The sequence below is a fragment of the Pseudomonas sp. NPDC090203 genome (genome assembly GCF_044746765.1).
Taxonomy (GTDB): Bacteria; Pseudomonadota; Gammaproteobacteria; order Pseudomonadales; family Pseudomonadaceae; genus Aquipseudomonas; species Aquipseudomonas putida_AD.
In genome coordinates this window covers 161,851-180,158 of record NZ_JBIVCV010000002.1, presented here as the reverse complement: position 1 = coordinate 180,158, position 18,308 = coordinate 161,851, and the positions used below count along the sequence as shown (strand labels likewise).

Genomic DNA, 18,308 nt, shown 5'->3' with positions numbered 1-18,308 from the left:
ATGGAACGGCAACTGGACGCTTACTGCACGCACCTGCGCAGTGAGCGCCAAGTGTCGGGCCACACGCTGCAGGCCTACCGCCGCGACCTGAGCACGGTGCTGGGCTACTGCGAAAAACAGCAGATCGCCAGCTGGCAGGCACTGGACGCCCAGGCCATGCGCGGCCTGGTGGCACGCCTGCACTCCCAGGGCCAGTCATCGCGCAGCATCGCCAGGCTGCTGTCGGCCGTGCGCGGCTTCTATCATTACCTCAACCGCGAGGGCCTGTGCGATCACGATCCGGCCAATGGCCTCGCGCCGCCCAAGGGCGAGCGGCGACTGCCCCGCACGCTGGACACCGACCGCGCCCTGCAACTGCTTGAAGGCGGTGTCGAGGATGATTTCATCGCCCGCCGCGATCAGGCGATCCTCGAGCTGTTCTATTCGTCAGGCCTGCGGCTATCCGAGCTGACGGGGCTGAACTGCGAAAATCTGGATCTGGCCGACGGCCTGGTTCAGGTGCTCGGCAAGGGCAGCAAGATGCGCGTCCTGCCCGTGGGTAAAAAGGCTCGGGAGGCGCTGGAGCAGTGGCTCAAACAGCGCGCACTGACCAACCCCCAGGACGACGCGGTATTCGTCAGCCAGCAGGGCCGACGCCTGGGCCCGCGCTCGATTCAGCTGCGGGTCAAGGCCGCCGGCGAGCGCGAACTGGGGCAGAACCTGCATCCGCACATGCTGCGGCACTCTTTCGCCAGCCACTTGCTGGAATCGTCCCAGGATCTGCGCGCCGTACAGGAACTGCTCGGCCACGCCGACATCACCACTACGCAGATCTACACCCATCTGGATTTTCAACACCTGGCAACGGTGTATGACAGCGCCCACCCCAGGGCCAAACGCAAGGATTCTTCTGACCATGAGCATTAAGCTGATTACCTTCGACCTGGACGACACCCTGTGGGACACCGCGCCGGTGATTGTCAGCGCAGAGGCCATGCTCCGGGACTGGCTGGCCGAGCACGCGCCCAAACTGGGCCCGGTGCCGGTGGAGCATCTGTGGGAAATCCGCTCGCGGCTGGTCGAAGCCGACCCGAGCTTGAAGCACCGAATCAGTGCACTGCGCCGTCGGGTGTTGTTTCATGCGCTGGAGGATGCCGGTTATCCACAGGCCGAGGCGCAGGATCTGGCGGATCAGAGCTTCGAAGTGTTCCTGCACGGACGGCATCAGCTGGATATCTTCCCTGAAGTGGTGCCGACCCTTGAGATCCTGACCCGCTCCTACACCCTGGGCGTGGTCACCAACGGCAACGCGGACGTGCGCCGCCTGGGGCTTGCCGACTTCTTTGCCTTTGCCTTGTGCGCCGAAGACATAGGCATCGGCAAACCTGACCCCGCGCCATTCCTCGAGGCCCTCAAACGCGGCAAGGCCCAGGCCTTCGAGGCCGTGCACATCGGCGACCACCCCGGCGACGACATCGCCGGCGCCCAACAGGCCGGCCTGCGTGCGATCTGGTACAACCCGGGGGGCAAGGTGTGGGAAGCCGACAGAAGACCCGATGCAGAAATCGAGAGCCTGACGGAGTTGCCTGAGGTGTTGTCGCGTTGGGGTTAGGGGTTGGCTTGATATCGCTACGTTGATGCCCTTCGGGCGCATTCGCGGGCAAGCGCGCTCCCACATTTTTTGCAACGTACCATGGCCTGATGGACCGAGTGGATAGCCTTCGAGGCAGACCGTAAAGATCATATGCCTGGCACCAAGGCTACCAACTCGGCCCATCAGATGCGGCACGTTGCAACAAATGTAGGAGCGCGCTTGCCCGCGATAGGCCCAAAGGGCATCAACGTAACAATTCAAAGCCGAAAACCTACATGCCAAACCCCACCCAAAAAAAAGCCCGCAGCGACAGCGGGCTTTTTCCAGCAGGCATCAGACACCCTCAGATAGGGCGGCTACCGTACTTGTTGTCAGGCTTCTTGGGCGGATCGGCGACCACGTTGGCCTCCACTTCCTGCACTTTGCCGCCACGGGCGAGGAACTCTTCCATCGCGCGAGCCAGAGCATCACGCTCCTTGTTCTTGGCCTCGACGCTAGGCAGTTCATCAACCGAGACCGCAGCCTTGGCCTTGCCTTTGGTTGGGGTTACCGGGGCATCGGAACTGTCATCAATTTCCGCGCCATCGTCTTCGGGAGCAGCTGCAAGCTCCTCACCCTCGTCCTCACCTTCCAGATCGTCGTCAAGACTTTCGTTATCGATGTCGTCGTCGCTCATGTTCTACCTCATGACTTGCGAAAGCAGATTAGTTATAGCCCAGCTGCGCTTAATTTCTAAGACCGCCAGAAAAAATTCAACTACCGCCGATTATCAGCGGTCGTGCCCCTCACCCTGAAGGGTGGCGAGGACTTTGCGGGCACCGCCGTGATCGCGATGCTCGCCTAAATAAACACCTTGCCATGTCCCCAGCGCCAACCGTCCATCCGATACCGGGAGGGTCAACTGGCAGCCTAGCAAACTGGCCTTGAAGTGCGCGGGCAGGTCGTCAGGACCCTCGTCGTCATGTTCATAACCCTCAAGTCCTTGTGGGACCAGCCGGTTGAAAAAACGCTCGAAGTCGCGCCGCACTGCCGGGTCGGCATTCTCGTTGATGGTCAACGAGGCCGAGGTATGCTGCAGCCACAAATGCAACAGCCCGACTCGGCAATCACGCAGCCAGGGCAGCTGTGAGACGATTTCCTCCGTTACCAGATGAAATCCCCGAGGCCTTGCCCGTAGCGTGATCCTGGTCTGTTGCCACATACAGTTCTCCGCCCTTCGGCGCGCATTCTAACGCGCTGAAAAAAAAAACAAAGCGCGTAATGAGTGACGTTTTCTGTAAGCCAGAAACCCTTGGCTGCATCCTGCCGCCGCAGCCCCGTGCAAGGCTCTGTAGCGACCTGTTCAAGCCAATTGCGCCCAGCGCTTGCGCCTTCTGCGCCCGGTCATGCCTATCGACAAACGCCAGACAAAAAAATGCCCGGCAAACCGGGCATTTTTTTCAAAAGCGATGATTACAAGTTGTAGCCACGCTCGTTGTGTTGCGCAAGGTCCAGGCCGACCGCTTCTTCTTCCTCGGTGACACGCAGGCCCATGACCACGTCCAGCACCTTGAGGATGATGAAGGTCACGATCGCGGTGTAAATGATCGTGAAGCCCACGCCTTTGCACTGAATCCAGACTTGTGCGGCGATGTCAGTGACAGTGCCGAAGCCGCCCAGCGAAGGTGCAGCGAAGACGCCAGTCAGGATCGCACCCAGGATACCGCCGATGCCGTGCACGCCGAAGGCATCCAGGGAGTCGTCGTAGCCCAGTTTGCGTTTCAGGCTGGTGGCGCAGAAGAAGCAGACCACGCCAGCGGCCAGACCGATCACCAGGGCGCCCATCGGGCCCACGGTACCGGCAGCCGGAGTGATGGCAACCAGGCCGGCAACCACGCCCGAAGCGATACCCAGTGCGCTTGGCTTACCGTGGGTCAGCCACTCGGCGAACATCCAGCCCAGTGCAGCGGCGGCGGTTGCGATCTGGGTGACCAGCATCGCCATGCCCGCAGTGCCGTTGGCCGCAGCGGCGGAACCGGCGTTGAAGCCGAACCAGCCTACCCACAGCATTGCCGCGCCGACCAGGGTGTAGCCCAGGTTGTGCGGAGCCATCGGGGTGGTCGGGAAGCCTTTGCGCTTGCCCAGTACCAGGCACGCTACCAGACCCGCCACACCGGCGTTGATGTGAACAACGGTGCCGCCCGCGAAGTCGAGCACGCCCCAGTCCCACATCAGGCCGCCCACGCCGCTCCAGACCATGTGTGCGATCGGTGCGTAAACCAGGGTGAACCAGATCGCCATGAAGATCAGCATCGCGGAGAACTTCATGCGTTCTGCGAAGGCGCCGACGATCAGGGCCGGGGTGATGATGGCGAAAGTCATCTGGAAGGTGACGAACACCGCTTCAGGGAACAGAGCGGCAGCGCCGGTGATGCTCGACGGGGTGATGCCCGCCAGGAACGCCTTCGACAGACCGCCGACGAAGGAGTTGAAGTTCAGCACGTTGGCTTCCATACCGGTGGTATCGAACGCCAGGCTATAGCCGTAGACCATCCACAGGATGCTGATCAGGCCGGTGATTGCAAAGCACTGCATCATCACCGAAAGAACGTTTTTGGAGCGAACCATGCCACCGTAGAACAGCGCCAGACCCGGAATGGTCATGAACAGCACCAGCGCGGTGGAGGTCAGCATCCAGGCGGTATCGCCGGAATTGAGTACAGGGGCTGCCACTTCGTCTGCCGCCATGGCCAAGCCAGGGGTTACGAGGGACAACAGGGCTCCTAGCCCTGCGAATTTACGCAGAGTCATATTGTTTTCTCCTGGGGCGTTGGGTTTGGCGGCTTAGATTGCGTCGGTATCGGTTTCGCCGGTACGGATGCGAATCGCCTGTTCCAGATTGACTACGAAGATCTTCCCGTCACCGATCTTGCCGGTGTTGGCCGCCTTGGTTATCGCTTCGATAACGCGGTCCAGATCCTTATCGTCGATCGCAACATCGATCTTCACCTTGGGAAGGAAGTCGACAACATATTCCGCACCGCGATACAGCTCGGTGTGGCCTTTCTGACGTCCGAAGCCTTTGACTTCAGTAACGGTGATGCCCTGCACGCCGATTTCGGACAGCGACTCGCGGACGTCGTCCAACTTGAACGGCTTGATGATGGCAGTGACTAGCTTCATGAAACTCTCTCCCGAATTGGTGGACTTGCCCCAGGAAAACAAACCCGTCTCAAGTCTAAGCGCAGTGTCTGGCTTTGTAACGCGTCGAAGGCCTCAAACAGACCCGACCCTCTCCAGAAAACTGCTTCTGACGAAACACTTCCCTGCTCCGCTTGCCGCACTGCATTCGTCACAGCGACTGCATCAGTGCATGGGTCATATGCCACTAAGCAGAAACCTTGCCACATCGTCACAAACCACGATTTGCCGGGCCTCGGTCCCGATCCTGTGATATCCACATCGCCATCATCGATTTCATCCGCACAACAACAGTGCGTCCATGCACGGGCCGATGCGCGAAAACCGTGCAGTGCGCCGCCAGCGAAGTCCCACAGGCGCTGCGTGTTACACTGGCCACCCACTGATTCCGGAAAATGACCATGCTCGCGCCCAAAGCTTTCCTAGATGCCCTGAGCGGCCACACCTCGCGGATGTTCAACGGCGAAACCCCGTTGCCACGCAACGAGTTCGAAACCCAGTTCAAGGCACTGATGCAGAGCGGCTTCAGCAAACTGGACCTGGTCAGCCGCGAGGAATTCGACAGCCAGATGGTCGTCCTGGCCCGCACCCGTGCACGGTTAGAGGCGCTGGAGGCGAAGATGGCAGAGCTTGAGGCGCAGGTGGCGGGGCAGGTGAAGGACTGAGTCACCAGAGCCGATGTGCACCGGCACTGATCGGGCACATCGGGACTTGCTCACGCACAGTGCGTGATGGGTTGGACTTGCGCTTTGATTGCCAGACCTCGTTCGATCTCTGCCTTGCGCAGGTCGTAGGTCAGTTGCAGGTTCAGCCAGAATTCCGGAGTCGTTTCCAGGCACGCTGCCAAACGCAGCGCTACGTCTGCGCTTACGCCGCGGCGCTGTAGAACGATGTCATTGACGGTCGGCGTGGAAACATTGAGTGCGCGCGCAAGCGCGGCCGACGTCAGGCCCAACGGCTCCAGATATTCCTCTTTGAGAATTTCGCCAGGGTGTACCGGGCGCATTCCATTTTTGGTCATGGTTACCTCAGTGGTAATCGACGATTTCGACATTTTCCGGGCCGTTCGCGCCCCACACAAAACAAATTCGCCATTGGGCGTTGATCCGAATGCTGTGCTGCCCCTTGCGATTACCGCCGAGCGCTTCCAGACGATTTCCCGGTGGGGATTTCAGATCCGCCAGCGATGTCGCAGCGTCAAGCATTGTCAGCTTGCGTTCCACGACAGAAAGGACCGATGACCACACACGAGTCTTGCCCTGCCGAAAAAGCGATTCAGTGTCCGTACATTTGAAGCTTGCAATCATTGCTAACGCTTAACGTTATTCGTTAATTTCGAATTGTAGGCATAGCTCAACACGAACGCAACGCGAACATCCTCGGACACACCCCGTAGAACTTGCAGCCTCCTCAAACCTGCCCCCACGACTATCCTTGAGCACGCCGCAGGAAGCGGTGCCGTTCAAGGATCGATCATGTCTCTGGCCATTGTTCTCAGCCGCGCTCAGGTTGGCGTCGAAGCGCCTGCTGTCACTGTCGAAACCCATCTGGCGAACGGTTTGCCCAGCCTGACGCTGGTCGGGTTGCCGGAAGGCGCGGTGAAGGAGAGCAAGGATCGGGTGCGCAGTGCGATCCTCAATTGTCGCCTGGAGTTTCCGGCCCGGCGCATCACCTTGAATCTGGCCCCTGCGGATTTACCCAAGGACGGCGGGCGCTTTGATCTAGCGATTGCGCTCGGGCTGCTGGCGGCCAGCACGCAGATTCCGATGCTGGCGCTCGATGGCGTGGAGTGTCTGGGCGAACTGGCGCTGTCCGGGGCGATCCGGCCGGTCCAGGGCGTGCTCCCTGCGGCCTTGGCGGCACGGGACGCGGGGCATACGCTGATCGTCCCGGCGGTCAATGCCGAAGAGGCCTGTCTGGCTTCGGGGCTGAAGGTGATTGCGGTCAGTCATCTGCTGGAGCTGGTGTCGCACCTCAACGGCCACACCCCGATTGCCCCGTTCAAGTCCAACGGGCTGATCCTGCAAAGCCTGCCTTATCCCGATCTCAGCGAAGTACAGGGCCAGACCGCCGCCAAACGCGCGCTTCTGGTGGCCGCTGCCGGGGCCCACAACCTGCTGTTCAGCGGCCCGCCAGGCACTGGCAAGACCTTGCTCGCCAGCCGCCTCCCCGGCTTGCTGCCGCCGCTGGACGAGCGCGAGGCGCTGGAGGTCGCGGCCATCCAGTCGGTCGCCAGCCATGCGCCGCTGACCAGTTGGCCACAGCGGCCATTCAGGCAGCCTCACCACTCGGCTTCGGGCCCCGCGCTGGTGGGTGGCGGCAGCCGTCCGCAGCCTGGCGAAATAACCCTGGCGCATCATGGGGTGCTGTTTCTCGATGAGCTTCCCGAGTTCGAACGACGCGTGCTGGAGGTATTGCGGGAGCCTTTGGAGTCGGGCCATATCGTGATTTCCCGCGCCCGTGATCGGGTGCGGTTTCCTGCGCGCTTTCAACTGGTGGCCGCGATGAACCCCTGCCCTTGCGGTTATCACGGTGAACCCACGGGGCGCTGTCGCTGCTCCACCGATCAGATCCAGCGCTATCGCAACAAACTCTCCGGCCCCTTGCTGGACCGCATCGACCTGCACCTGACTGTAGCGCGCGAGGTCACCTCGCTAAACGCCCAGCCTCAGACCGGAGAAACCAGCGCCAAAGCCGCACTTTTGGTGTCCGAAGCCCGCGATCGGCAGCTCAAACGCCAGGGATGCGCCAACGCCTTTCTCGATCTGCCTGGGTTGCGTAAGCACTGTGCATTGCAGGCAGAGGACGAGGCCTGGCTTGAATCCGCCTGCGAGCGCCTGAATCTCTCTCTGCGTGCCGCGCACCGCCTGTTGAAAGTGGCGCGCACGCTGGCGGACCTGGAGCGGATGGAGGCGATATCCCGAAGCCATATTGCCGAAGCACTGCAGTATCGGCCGTCGTCGGGATGAGCGCCTCAGGCTTTTGATTCTGGCCGCAGGCCGTAGCAGCACGGCTTGCCGGCGGGGCGGTGTGTCAGGCAAGTATTGTTTAACTGACACACCGCCCCCGCCGGCAAGCCGTGCTGCTACGGGATCTTGATCGGCGCGTTAGCGAAACCGATCCACTTCCTTACGCAGATCCGCCGCCAGCGAGTTCAATTCTTGCGCGGTCACCGCAAGGTTCGAAACCACTTCACGCTGTTCGCTGTTGGCCAGTGCAATGCTCTGCAGGTTGGCACTGAGTAGCGTCGCGGTGTTGCTCTGCTCTTGAGTCGCGGTGGTGATGGAGGCGAACTGCTCGCCCGCCGAGCGGCTTTGCTCGTCGATCTGGGCCAGCGCTGCAGCGACCTTGGCGTTGCGCGACAGGCCTTCCTGCATCAGCGCATTGCCCTGCTCCATGGTACTGATGGCGTTGCCGGTTTCCTGCTGGATGCTGGCGATCATCCCGGAGATTTCGTCGGTGGCCTGGCGGGTGCGCGAAGCCAGGTTGCGAACCTCGTCGGCCACCACCGCAAAACCACGACCCTGCTCACCCGCCCGCGCCGCTTCGATGGCGGCATTGAGGGCCAGCAGGTTGGTCTGTTCGGCAATCGAGGTAATCACGCTGACAATGCCGCCGATTTCCTGGGAACGCTGGCCCAGGGTGTCGATGACCGCCGCCGTGCTGCCCAACGAACCTGCAATCTGTTCCAGCGAAGCCGAGGCTTCTTCCATCGACGCGCGACCGATGCGTGTCTGCTGGGCATTGCCCTGGGCCAGACGCTCGGTGTTGCCCATGTTGTCGGCAATGGTCAGGGCGGTGGCGCTGAACTCTTCGACGGCACCGGCCATGCTGGTGATCTCGCCAGACTGCTGCTCCATGCCTTCGTACGCACCACCGGACATGCCGGACAGCGCATGGGCGCGGCCGCTGACTTCCTGGGCTGCGGTGCGGATGTGCGAAACCATGGTTTCCAGCGCCTGCCCCATCTTGTTGAAGCTGCCTGCCAACTGGCCGATCTCGTCATCGCGGGCGACATTCAGGCGCGCAGACAGATCACCGGCACCCAAGGCCTCGGCCTGCCGGACCAGATCCGACAGCGGTTGCAGCTTGCTGCGCAGCAGCCAGATCGCGGCGCCCACGGCAATCAGCATCGCCAACAGGCTGCCGATGCCCAGTTGTGTGCCGACACTCCAGGTCACGGCACTGATTTCGTCCTTGGGCATGACCGCCAGAATCGACCACGGCCCGCCCTTGAAGGGTTCGGCGATGGTGTAGAAGTCGTTGCCCGCGTCCTGCCAGAAACGGCCTTTGCCCGGGGTCTTGACCAGCTCGGACAAGGTATTGCTCGCCTGATCCAGATCCTTCACGCCTGCCGGCGGCACCAGCCATTTGTTCTGCTCGTCCAGCAAGGCCAGCGAGCCGGTCGAGCCGATGCGGAAGCTCTTGAGGTTGTCGAACTGCGCCTTCTGCGCGTCGGTGTAGTCAAAGCCTACGAACAGTACGGCAATCACCTTGCCGCTGGTGTCGCGCACCGGGGAATACTGGGTCATGTACAGGCGGTCGAACAGCAGCGCGCGCCCCACGTACCCTTGCCCGGCCAGCAGCTTTTCATAGGCCGGGTGCTTGTGATCGAGCACCGTACCGATGGCGCGGGAGCCGTCCTGTTTGCTCAGGGAGGTGCTGATGCGAATGAAGTCATCGCCACTGCGCACGAAAACCGTCGCCACACCGGCGGTCATCTTCTTGAAGTCATCGACCTCGGTGAAATCATTGTTCAGGGCATTGCCATTGAGCAGCAGCGCCGGCGTCTGCACGCCCGCCACGGCGATCTGCTGATCGGCCTGCACGCTCAGGTTGCTAAAGCGCTTCTCGAACAACCCGCTCAGGCGCTGAGTGCTGTCACGCAAGGTGCTGTGAAAGGTGGTGAGCTGGTCGGCGAGCAGGCGCGCTTCGCTACCCATGTGTTCTTCGCGGATGGCCAGGTTCGCCGAGTCCAGTGAACGCAGGGCGAACAGGGTGCTGCCACTGATGACAACGGCCAGGACGATGGCCAGGGCAATGCCGAGCTGTGAGGCAATTCGGGCGCGGGGCGCAGGCATGGAGACTCCTTGCCGAACGACTGGATCGTCCTGATCTCAGCAAACGCATTCGGACTGATTTAATAGATGGGATCGATGACACAATGTGGAACAAACGTTCTGCAATTACACATTCGGCTGACAGACAGAATACTTGAGTCCTACACCGGGTCTTAGGACAGGAGGCTACATTTCCGGATGTTTCGCGCGGGTGGCTGACCTCAATCCTGTAGGAGCGCGCTTGCCCGCGATGGCGTCATCAAGATCGCCGACGCCGGCAAGCCGGACTGCTACGGTCCGAGCTGACCGCTCTTGCCCGCGATGGTTGAGATCGCCCCCGCCGGCAAGCCGTGCTGCTACGGGACCGGGTTTATCTCAATCACTCTAAAATGGTGACTTCCGGCAACTCCATCGCCTGCACCTCGGCCTGAAGAAAGTCACTGAGCCTGCGCAGGCGCTCTCCGCCGGGACGGGTCTTGGGCCAGACCAGGTAGTAGTTTTCGCCGCTGACCACCGCAGTCCGCCATGGCAGGCTCAGCCGCCGCTGGCTCACATCCTCGGCGACCATCAACAGATCCCCCATCGACACCCCGTAGCCCCGGGCGGCGGCGATCATGCCCAGCTCCAGGGTGTCGAACACCTGCCCGCCACGCAGCGATATCTGATCCGACAACCCCATGCGTTCCAGCCAGTTGCGCCAGTCACGGCGGTCGGGCGTTGGGTGCAGAAGCTCGGCGCTGGCCAGCCGCTCGGCATCCCAGGGCGCATCATCGAGCAGGCTCGGCGAGCCCACCGGAATCAGCAACTCCGGGAACAGGTAGGTCGCCTCCCAATCCGCCGGAAAATGCCCACGGCTGAGCAACACGGCGCAGTCGAACGGCTCCTGAGTGAAGTCCACGGCGTCGATGTCCATCCACGCGCTGGTCAGTTGCACCTCGTTGCCGACCTGCAGATGACGAAAGCGGCTGAGCCGCGCCAGCAACCAGCGCATGGTCAGTGTCGACGGCGCTTTCATGCGCAGGATGCCTTCTTCTGCCATCAACGCACTGCACGCCCGCTCCAAGGCCGAAAACCCTTCGCGAACGCCGGGCAACAGCTCCCGGGCCGCTTCGGTCAGTTGCAGGTTGCGGCCGTTGCGGCGAAACAACTTGCAGGCGAAATGCTCCTCCAGCGTGTGGATATGCCGGCTCACCGCACTCTGGGTCACCGAAAGCTCTTCGGCTGCGCGAGTGAACGAGCTGTGCCGTGCAGCGGCTTCAAATGCACGCAACGCATACAAGGGCGGAAGACTACGAGACATGAGGCGCTTTCCTACTTGAGGATCGTCGATACCGACCACTGTACTGCAAAATTATCAGGATGAGTTTTACTCATGCCAATGATCGGATTTATCCCTTTGTGCATCTGGATCCGAACCACGACAATGAGTCGCTCACCAATGCCTCTCCTTCTTGAGCGACACGCCCATGCATCAGCACGCCTTCAAAGAACTGTGGATCATCCTGCGCCTGGCCGGGCCGCTGATTGCATCCCAGATGGCGCACATGCTGATGGTCTTCACCGACACCGTCATGATGGGCAAGCTCGGCCCCGAATCTCTCGCGGGCGGCGGCCTGGGTGCGGCCAGCTACAACTTTGTGTCGTTTTTTTGCGTAGGCGTGATGGCCGCCGTGGGTACGCTGGTGGCCATTCGGCGCGGCGCCAACGACGACGACGGCGCCACCCGCCTGACCCAGGCCGGGCTGTGGCTGGCGTGGGGCATGGCGCTGGTGGCCGCGCTGATCCTGTGGAACCTCGAGCCGATCCTGCTCAACTTCGGCCAGGACGAGGCCAACGTGCACATGGCCAGCCAATTCCTGATCACCCTGCCGCTCGCCCTGCCCGGTCTGCTGAGTTTCATGGCCCTGCGTGGCTTCACCAGTGCGCTGGGGCGTGCCACGCCGGTGATGGTGATCAGCCTGGTGGGCGTGGTGCTCAACTTCGCCCTCAACTACGCCTTCATCCACGGCCTGTTCGGCCTGCCGCACTGGGGGCTGATGGGCATCGGGCTGGTGACCGCCATAGTCACCAACGGCATGGCGCTGAGCCTTGCGCTGTATATCCGTTACCACAAGGCGTACGCGGCCTATCCGATCCACAAGAACCTGATGAAGCTGTCGCGTCCCGACCTCAAGGAACTGTGGCGCCTGGGCCTGCCGATTGGCGGCACTTACGCGGTGGAAGTCGGGCTGTTCACCTTCGCCGCCTTCTGCATGGGTGCCATGGGCAGTACGCAAATGGCCGCGCACCAGATTGCCCTGCAGTCGGTGTCGATGGCGTTCATGATTCCCGTGGGCATTTCCTACGCGGTCACCATGCGCATCGGCCTGCATTACGGCGCGGGAAACCTGCTGCTCGCGCGCACTGCCGGGCGCATGGGCATCGCTTTTGGCGGCCTGCTGATGCTGAGTTTCGGGATTCTGTTCTGGGTCGCGCCGCATCTGGTCATCGGGCTGTTCGTGGACCTGAACGATCCGAAATTCCAGGGTGTGGTGGAACTGGCGGTGAAACTGCTGGCGATTGCGGCCTGGTTCGAAATCCTCGACGGCACGCAGACCATCGCCATGGGCGCGATTCGTGGGTTCAAGGATGCCAAGACCACGTTCCTGATCGGCCTTGCCAGTTACTGGGCCGTGGGCGCGCCACTGGCCTGGGGCCTGGGCTTTCTCGCGCATCAGGGTGCCGAAGGCGTGTGGTGGGGGCTGGCGGTGGGGCTGCTGTGCTCGGCGGTGGCGTTGACCTGGGCGTTCGAACGCAAGACCACCCGGTTGCTGCGCAAGGAGGCGACGGGTGTCGTGGTGATGGGTTGAAGTGAAGCTTCTGTAGGAGCGCGCTTGCCCGCGACGGCGGCGTGTCAGGCGACTAATTCATGGCCTGACACACCGCTGTCGTCCGGATGCGGCCCAGACCAAGCGCGCTCCTACGAATAGACTCACATTCCTTGTATCAACCGCCCTTTCGCCTGGTCGAACATCAAGTAATCCAGCAACTCCGGCAGCGCCAGCGGGTGGCTGATCAGGTAGCCCTGGGCCTGATCGCAATTGAAGCTGCGCAGCAACGCCAGTTGCTCCGGCGTTTCGACGCCCTCGGCCACCACTTCCAGGCTCAGGTTGTGCGCCAGGTTGATCATGGCGTGAACCAGCTTGCGGTTCTCCTCGCGCTGTTCCATCTCCCCGACGAAACTGCGATCGATCTTGAGCAGGGTGATGGGCAGGCTGTTCAGGTGCACGAATGAAGAGAAGCCAGTGCCGAAATCGTCCAGCGAGAAGCGCACGCCCAGGCGTCCCAGAGCGTCCATAGTCTGTTTGACCAGATCGCTGCGGCGCATGACGGCGGTTTCGGTCAGCTCGAATTCAAGCCATTGGGCATCCACGCCACGGTCGGCAATCAGGCGGCCCAGCGTTGCCAGCAGCTGATTGTCTTGAAACTGGCGGAACGACAGGTTGATCGCCATGTGCAGCGGCGGCAGGCCTTTTTCGCGCAAGGTCTGCATGTCGCGCAGGGCCCGGGAAATCACCCAGTAGCCCAGCGGCACGATCAGCCCGCTCTGCTCGGCCAGCGGCACGAACTCACTGGGCGGCAACAGGCCGCGCTCGGCATGGCGCCAGCGCACCAACGCTTCAAGCCCCAGGATCCGCCCCGAATTCAGGCACAGGCGCGGCTGGTAGTGCAGTTCCAGCTCGTCGCGACGCAACGCGCGGCGCAGTTCGCTTTCCAGGTCAGCGAGGCTGCGGGCGTTGCGGTTGATGCGTTCGTTGAAGATATGAAAGGTGCAGCCCTGCACGCCCTTGGCCTGCTGCATCGCGATGTGCGCATGCCACATCAACGGGTCGGCGCCGGCGTCGGCCCGAGCGTGGGCGATGCCCAGGCTGCAGCCGATCAGCAGGCTTTCACCATCGACCCAATACGGCTCCGACAGCGCCTCGGTAATGCGCTCGGCCATCCACTCGGCACGCTCCGGGGCGCGGCGGGTGTCGATCAGCAAGGCAAATTCGTCGCTGCCAAGGCGTGCAACTTGATCGCAGGCCTCAAGCTGGCTTTTCAAGCGCGAGACAACCTGCAGAATCAGCCGGTCGCCTGCCTGGTGCCCCAGTGCATCGTTGGCGCGGCGGAAGTTATCCAGGTCCAGATGCCCCAGCGCCAGGCCTCGACCGTCGAACTCTGCCAATCGAGCTGTAAGAAGCGTCTGAAAACCCTGCCGATTGGCGATACCCGTCAACGGGTCCTGTTCCGCCAGGCGCTGTAGGGTGTTTTCCAGCAGCCCGCGCTCGCGAACATGACGCAGGCAGCGGCGCAAACTGTGAGTACTCAGGGAATCGCGCACCAGCCAGTCGCTGACGCCCACCGGATCATGCTCGGGCTCGGCGTCCAGCAGCAGCACCGTGGGCCAGTTGCACTGCCCCGCGAAAGGCTGCAAATCAGGTGTCGTCAAAAGAATGTAGGTATGAGAGGGGTCTATCCAGCTGCCAATAGCTTCCCAGCTCGAAGCACTGTCGAGAAAAACGGCGTCCCCAAGGGGCACCAGGCACTCGCGTAACAACGCTGACCAATGCGGCGTGTCCGCCAGCAGCAGCAAACGCAAGGGTTCGACAGGCGTAGACAAGCTAGATCCCCACACAATCCAAAGACATCGGCGCCCATTCGGATGAGGGTCGCCGAACGCGTGAATCCCCACGTGATGCGCAAATGTAACAAATCGGCGAAATATTGATAGCGCGGCGCATCACAGTGTCAGACGGTCGCTGCACAATCCACGGACCCTGTTAAAATGCTCGCCCATTTTTACAGCGACCTCCTCAATTCCCCATGTCCCGACTCAATCCCCGGCAACAGGAAGCCGTGAACTACGTCGGCGGCCCTCTTTTGGTGCTCGCCGGTGCTGGCTCCGGCAAGACCAGCGTGATCACGCGCAAGATTGCCCACCTGATCCAGAACTGCGGCATCCGTGCCCAGTACATCGTCGCCATGACCTTCACCAACAAGGCGGCGCGGGAAATGAAGGAACGGGTCGGCACCCTGCTGCGCGCAGGCGAAGGGCGCGGCCTGACCGTTTCGACGTTCCACAACCTGGGGCTGAACATCATCCGCAAGGAACACGCTCGCCTCGGTTACAAGCCCGGTTTCTCGATTTTCGACGAAACTGACGTCAAGGCGCTGATGACCGACATCATGCAGAAGGAATACTCGGGCGACGACGGCGTCGACGAGATCAAGAACATGATCGATTCCTGGAAAAACGATCTGATCCTGCCTGCAGAAGCCCTGGCCAACTCGCGCAACCCCAAGGAGCAGACCGCCGCCATCGTCTACACCCACTACCAGCGCACGCTCAAGGCGTACAACGCGGTGGACTTCAACGACCTGATCCTGCTGCCGGTGAAGCTGTTCCAGGAACACGCCGACATCCTCGAAAAATGGCAGCACAAGGTCCGCTACCTGCTGGTGGACGAATACCAGGACACCAACGCCAGCCAGTACCTGCTGGTGAAGATGCTCATCGGCACGCGCTGCCAGTTCACGGTGGTGGGCGACGACGACCAGTCGATCTATGCCTGGCGCGGCGCGCGGCCGGAAAACCTGATGCTGCTCAAGGACGACTATCCGTCGCTCAAAGTCGTGATGCTGGAGCAAAACTACCGCTCCACCAGCCGCATCCTGCGCTGCGCCAACGTGCTGATCTCCAACAACCCCCACGAGTTCGAGAAACAACTGTGGAGCGAGATGGGTCACGGCGATGAAATCCGCGTGATCCGCTGCAAGAACGAAGACGCCGAAGCCGAGCGCGTGGCGGTCGAGATTCTGAGCCTGCACCTGCGCACTGACCGCCCCTACAGCGACTTCGCGATCCTGTACCGCGGCAACTACCAGGCCAAGCTGATCGAGCTGAAACTGCAGCACCACCAGATTCCCTATCGCCTGTCGGGCGGCAACAGCTTCTTCGGCCGCCAGGAAGTGAAGGACCTGATGGCCTATTTCCGCCTGCTGGTGAACCCGGACGACGACAACGCCTTCTTGCGGGTGATCAACGTGCCGCGCAGGGAAATCGGCTCGACCACCCTGGAAAAACTCGGCAACTACGCCACCGAGCGCAAGGTGTCGATGTACGCCGCCACCGACGAAATCGGCCTGGGCGAGCATCTGGACGGCCGCTTCACCGACCGTCTCAAGCGCTTCAAGCACTGGATGGACGGCGTGCGCCAGCAGTGCGCGACCCAGGACCCGATCGCCGCCCTGCGCAGCATGGTCATGGACATCGACTACGAGAACTGGATTCGTCAGAACAGCTCCAGCGACAAGGCCGCCGATTACCGCATGAGCAACGTGTGGTTCCTGATCGAGGCATTGAAGAACACGCTGGAGAAAGACGAAGAAGGCGGCATGACCATCGAGGAAGCCATCGGCAAGCTGGTCTTGCGGGACATGCTCGAACGCCAGCAGGAAGAGGAAGACGGCGCCGAGGGCGTGCAGATGATGACGCTGCACGCATCCAAGGGCCTGGAATTCCCCTACGTGTTCATCATGGGCATGGAGGAGGAAATCCTCCCGCACCGCTCCAGCATCGAAGCCGACACCATCGAGGAAGAACGCCGCCTGGCCTACGTGGGCATCACCCGCGCCCGCCAGACCCTGGCGTTCACCTTCGCCGCCAAGCGCAAGCAGTACGGCGAGATCATCGACTGCCTGCCGAGCCGCTTCCTGGACGAATTGCCACCGGACGACCTGGCCTGGGAAGGCAACGACGACACACCAACCGAAGTGAAAGCCGTTCGCGGCAATACGGCATTGGCGGACATTCGCGCCATGCTGAAAAGATAAACAACCATTTCGCGCATCTTTTGCGCACCGAGGAACTGCCGTGGAAGCACTGCACAAGAAAATTCGCGAGGAAGGCATCGTACTTTCCGAGCAGGTACTGAAGGTCGACGCGTTTCTCAACCATCAGATCGATCCGGTCCTGATGCAGCAGATCGGTGACGAATTCGCCACGCTGTTCGCCAATTCGGGCATCACCAAGATCGTCACCATCGAGGCCTCGGGCATCGCGCCTGCGGTGATGACCGGCCTGAAACTGGGCATCCCGGTGATTTTCGCGCGCAAGCACCAGTCCCTGACCCTGACTGAAAACCTGTTCTCGGCGACGGTGTACTCGTTCACCAAGCAGACCGAAAGCACCATCGCCATTTCCACGCGCCACCTGACCAGCAGCGACCGCGTGCTGATCATCGATGACTTCCTGGCCAACGGCAAAGCGTCCCAGGCGCTGATTTCGATCATCAAACAGGCCGGCGCCAGCGTGGCGGGCCTGGGGATCGTGATCGAGAAGTCGTTCCAGGGCGGCCGCGCGGAACTGGACGCCCAGGGCTATCGTGTAGAGTCACTGGCTCGGGTGAAATCCCTGGCCGACGGCAAGGTGACATTCGTGGAGTAATCCATTGTAGGAGCGCGCTTGCCCGCGACCGCAGTGTGTCAGACGACCAATTCATGGACTGACACCTCGCAATCGCGGGCAAGCGCGCTCCTACAGCAGGCAGCAACAGACGGAGAGAAGCATGAACATCGGCGAAAAACTGAGCGTTGAAGCCTTCTTCGACCCGCAGACCTCGACCATCAGCTACCTGGTGACCGACCGTTCGACACTCAAGGCGGCGGTGATCGACAGCGTGCTGGACTACGACCACAAGTCCGGGCGCACGCGCACCGAATCGGCTGACAGGCTGATCGCCCGAATCCGTGAAACCGGCGTGACGGTGGAGTGGATTCTGGAAACCCACGTTCACGCCGACCATCTCTCCGCGGCCGCCTATCTCAAGGAACAACTGGGCGGCACGGTGGCCATCGGCAGCCACATCACCCGTGTGCAGAAAGTCTTTGGCACCCTGTTCAACGCCAAGGGCGAATTCGCCCGCGACGGTAGCCAGTTCGATTGGCTGCTGGAGGACGACGCGCACTTCCAGATCGGCTCGCTGCAAGCCCGCGCCATGCACACGCCAGGGCACACCCCGGCCTGCATGACGTACGTGGTGGATCTGGGCGATGAAGCCATCGCGTTCGTGGGCGACACCCTGTTCATGCCGGACTACGGCACCGCCCGCTGCGATTTTCCCGGCGCCGATGCGCGCACGCTGTATCGCTCCATCGGGCGGATTCTCAGCCTGGCGCCGCAGACACGGCTGTTCATGTGCCACGATTACCTGCCCAACGGCCGCGACCTGATGTACATGACCACCGTCGCCGAACAACGCGCCAACAATATTCATATTCGCGAAGGCATCGATGAAGACGCCTTCGTGCAGATGCGCGAAAAGCGCGACGCGACGCTGGAAATGCCGGTGCTGATCCTGCCTTCGGTGCAGATCAACATGCGCGGCGGCCACATGCCCGAGCCCGAGGACAACGGCGTTCGCTACCTCAAGATTCCGATCAATGCCTTGTAATCACGCCGCCACGTAGCAGTC

At 61.6% G+C, this 18,308-nt stretch carries 17 protein-coding genes and 1 pseudogene; 8 read left to right on the top strand and 10 right to left on the bottom strand.

Translation table 11 applies throughout. The features are described from left to right. Together xerC and ACIPO9_RS03650 are read left to right on the top strand one after the other, a co-directional pair. Positions 1 to 906, top strand: a complete 906-nt coding sequence (gene xerC / locus ACIPO9_RS03655) for a tyrosine recombinase XerC (protein ID WP_400778923.1) — start codon at positions 1 to 3, stop codon at positions 904 to 906. Then, complete coding sequence (locus ACIPO9_RS03650) at positions 896 to 1,591, top strand: HAD family hydrolase (protein ID WP_274133071.1); 696 nt, start codon at positions 896 to 898, stop codon at positions 1,589 to 1,591. The genes xerC and ACIPO9_RS03650 overlap by 11 nt, the downstream gene beginning before the upstream one ends. Before the next feature lie 325 nt (positions 1,592 to 1,916). Here ACIPO9_RS03650 and sutA read toward each other — a convergent pair whose 3' ends face one another. From sutA to glnK, 4 genes are all read right to left on the bottom strand, one after another. Beyond that, positions 1,917 to 2,249, bottom strand: coding sequence for a transcriptional regulator SutA (sutA, locus tag ACIPO9_RS03645; protein WP_274133073.1), 333 nt, complete (start codon positions 2,247 to 2,249; stop codon positions 1,917 to 1,919). 93 nt (positions 2,250 to 2,342) lie between these two features. Beyond that, positions 2,343 to 2,774, bottom strand: a complete 432-nt coding sequence (locus ACIPO9_RS03640) for a secondary thiamine-phosphate synthase enzyme YjbQ (RefSeq protein ID WP_274133074.1) — start codon at positions 2,772 to 2,774, stop codon at positions 2,343 to 2,345. A gap of 251 nt (positions 2,775 to 3,025) precedes the next feature. Beyond that, on the bottom strand, positions 3,026 to 4,363 hold the full coding sequence (locus ACIPO9_RS03635; protein ID WP_274133075.1) for an ammonium transporter: 1,338 nt from the start codon (positions 4,361 to 4,363) through the stop codon (positions 3,026 to 3,028). A 33-nt stretch (positions 4,364 to 4,396) separates the two neighbouring features. Further along, positions 4,397 to 4,735 carry a P-II family nitrogen regulator gene (glnK, locus tag ACIPO9_RS03630; protein WP_002555808.1) on the bottom strand — a complete coding sequence of 113 codons (339 nt, stop codon included), beginning with the start codon at positions 4,733 to 4,735 and terminating at the stop codon, positions 4,397 to 4,399. Between the two features lie 419 nt (positions 4,736 to 5,154). Between glnK and ACIPO9_RS03625 the strand changes: the two genes are divergently transcribed. Beyond that, positions 5,155 to 5,418 carry an accessory factor UbiK family protein gene (locus ACIPO9_RS03625; RefSeq protein WP_400778921.1) on the top strand — a complete coding sequence of 88 codons (264 nt, stop codon included), beginning with the start codon at positions 5,155 to 5,157 and terminating at the stop codon, positions 5,416 to 5,418. A gap of 50 nt (positions 5,419 to 5,468) precedes the next feature. Here ACIPO9_RS03625 and ACIPO9_RS03620 read toward each other — a convergent pair whose 3' ends face one another. Together ACIPO9_RS03620 and ACIPO9_RS03615 are read right to left on the bottom strand one after the other, a co-directional pair. Next, positions 5,469 to 5,774, bottom strand: a complete 306-nt coding sequence (locus ACIPO9_RS03620) for a HigA family addiction module antitoxin (protein ID WP_400778919.1) — start codon at positions 5,772 to 5,774, stop codon at positions 5,469 to 5,471. A gap of 7 nt (positions 5,775 to 5,781) precedes the next feature. Next, entirely contained in the window at positions 5,782 to 6,060 is a 279-nt protein-coding gene (locus ACIPO9_RS03615) for a type II toxin-antitoxin system RelE/ParE family toxin (RefSeq protein ID WP_400778917.1), read from the bottom strand. Between the two features lie 168 nt (positions 6,061 to 6,228). Here ACIPO9_RS03615 and ACIPO9_RS03610 point away from each other — a divergent pair, with 168 nt between their 5' ends. Further along, positions 6,229 to 7,722, top strand: coding sequence for a YifB family Mg chelatase-like AAA ATPase (locus ACIPO9_RS03610; protein WP_400778915.1), 1,494 nt, complete (start codon positions 6,229 to 6,231; stop codon positions 7,720 to 7,722). Between the two features lie 138 nt (positions 7,723 to 7,860). On the opposite strand, the gene ACIPO9_RS03605 is transcribed toward ACIPO9_RS03610, so the two are convergent. The 3 genes and pseudogenes from ACIPO9_RS03605 to ACIPO9_RS03595 all read right to left on the bottom strand — a co-directional run bounded on the left by ACIPO9_RS03605 (position 7,861) and on the right by ACIPO9_RS03595 (position 11,113). After that, entirely contained in the window at positions 7,861 to 8,583 is a 723-nt protein-coding gene (locus tag ACIPO9_RS03605) for a methyl-accepting chemotaxis protein (RefSeq protein WP_400779234.1), read from the bottom strand. Positions 8,584 to 8,715: 132 nt separating this feature from the next. Beyond that, a pseudogene (locus ACIPO9_RS03600) lies at positions 8,716 to 9,834 on the bottom strand (Cache 3/Cache 2 fusion domain-containing protein); the annotation flags it as partial. 358 nt (positions 9,835 to 10,192) lie between these two features. Beyond that, the gene (locus ACIPO9_RS03595; RefSeq protein WP_400778913.1) at positions 10,193 to 11,113 is read right to left on the bottom strand and encodes a LysR substrate-binding domain-containing protein; all 921 of its coding nucleotides are present in this window, start codon (positions 11,111 to 11,113) and stop codon (positions 10,193 to 10,195) included. A 166-nt stretch (positions 11,114 to 11,279) separates the two neighbouring features. Here ACIPO9_RS03595 and ACIPO9_RS03590 point away from each other — a divergent pair, with 166 nt between their 5' ends. Continuing rightward, on the top strand, positions 11,280 to 12,662 hold the full coding sequence (locus tag ACIPO9_RS03590) for a NorM family multidrug efflux MATE transporter (protein ID WP_400778911.1): 1,383 nt from the start codon (positions 11,280 to 11,282) through the stop codon (positions 12,660 to 12,662). A 122-nt stretch (positions 12,663 to 12,784) separates the two neighbouring features. Here the strand turns inward: ACIPO9_RS03590 and ACIPO9_RS03585 are convergent, their stop codons facing one another. After that, positions 12,785 to 14,455 (bottom strand): putative bifunctional diguanylate cyclase/phosphodiesterase, encoded by a 1,671-nt coding sequence (locus ACIPO9_RS03585; RefSeq protein ID WP_400778909.1) that lies wholly within the window; start codon positions 14,453 to 14,455, stop codon positions 12,785 to 12,787. Positions 14,456 to 14,658: 203 nt separating this feature from the next. Here ACIPO9_RS03585 and rep point away from each other — a divergent pair, with 203 nt between their 5' ends. From rep to ACIPO9_RS03570, 3 genes are all read left to right on the top strand, one after another. Continuing rightward, on the top strand, positions 14,659 to 16,668 hold the full coding sequence (rep, locus tag ACIPO9_RS03580; RefSeq protein WP_400606115.1) for a DNA helicase Rep: 2,010 nt from the start codon (positions 14,659 to 14,661) through the stop codon (positions 16,666 to 16,668). A gap of 40 nt (positions 16,669 to 16,708) precedes the next feature. After that, positions 16,709 to 17,281, top strand: coding sequence for a xanthine phosphoribosyltransferase (locus ACIPO9_RS03575; protein ID WP_400606117.1), 573 nt, complete (start codon positions 16,709 to 16,711; stop codon positions 17,279 to 17,281). A 121-nt stretch (positions 17,282 to 17,402) separates the two neighbouring features. After that, positions 17,403 to 18,287 (top strand): MBL fold metallo-hydrolase, encoded by an 885-nt coding sequence (locus ACIPO9_RS03570; protein WP_400778907.1) that lies wholly within the window; start codon positions 17,403 to 17,405, stop codon positions 18,285 to 18,287. The last annotated feature ends 21 nt before the right edge of the window (positions 18,288 to 18,308 follow it).

Excerpts from the sequence above, each read along its gene's own strand:
- xerC (WP_400778923.1), top strand. The coding sequence starts at position 1 with ATGGAACGGCAACTGGACGCTTACTGCACGCACCTGCGCAGTGAGCGC.
- rep (WP_400606115.1), top strand. The coding sequence starts at position 14,659 with ATGTCCCGACTCAATCCCCGGCAACAGGAAGCCGTGAACTACGTCGGC.
- ACIPO9_RS03570 (WP_400778907.1), top strand. The coding sequence starts at position 17,403 with ATGAACATCGGCGAAAAACTGAGCGTTGAAGCCTTCTTCGACCCGCAG.
- ACIPO9_RS03640 (WP_274133074.1), bottom strand. The coding sequence starts at position 2,774 with ATGTGGCAACAGACCAGGATCACGCTACGGGCAAGGCCTCGGGGATTT.
- ACIPO9_RS03590 (WP_400778911.1), top strand. The coding sequence starts at position 11,280 with ATGCATCAGCACGCCTTCAAAGAACTGTGGATCATCCTGCGCCTGGCC.
- ACIPO9_RS03625 (WP_400778921.1), top strand. The coding sequence starts at position 5,155 with ATGCTCGCGCCCAAAGCTTTCCTAGATGCCCTGAGCGGCCACACCTCG.
- ACIPO9_RS03620 (WP_400778919.1), bottom strand. The coding sequence starts at position 5,774 with ATGACCAAAAATGGAATGCGCCCGGTACACCCTGGCGAAATTCTCAAA.
- ACIPO9_RS03610 (WP_400778915.1), top strand. The coding sequence starts at position 6,229 with ATGTCTCTGGCCATTGTTCTCAGCCGCGCTCAGGTTGGCGTCGAAGCG.
- ACIPO9_RS03615 (WP_400778917.1), bottom strand. The coding sequence starts at position 6,060 with ATGATTGCAAGCTTCAAATGTACGGACACTGAATCGCTTTTTCGGCAG.
- ACIPO9_RS03605 (WP_400779234.1), bottom strand. The coding sequence starts at position 8,583 with ATGGCCGGTGCCGTCGAAGAGTTCAGCGCCACCGCCCTGACCATTGCC.
- ACIPO9_RS03650 (WP_274133071.1), top strand. The coding sequence starts at position 896 with ATGAGCATTAAGCTGATTACCTTCGACCTGGACGACACCCTGTGGGAC.
- sutA (WP_274133073.1), bottom strand. The coding sequence starts at position 2,249 with ATGAGCGACGACGACATCGATAACGAAAGTCTTGACGACGATCTGGAA.
- ACIPO9_RS03595 (WP_400778913.1), bottom strand. The coding sequence starts at position 11,113 with ATGTCTCGTAGTCTTCCGCCCTTGTATGCGTTGCGTGCATTTGAAGCC.
- glnK (WP_002555808.1), bottom strand. The coding sequence starts at position 4,735 with ATGAAGCTAGTCACTGCCATCATCAAGCCGTTCAAGTTGGACGACGTC.
- ACIPO9_RS03635 (WP_274133075.1), bottom strand. The coding sequence starts at position 4,363 with ATGACTCTGCGTAAATTCGCAGGGCTAGGAGCCCTGTTGTCCCTCGTA.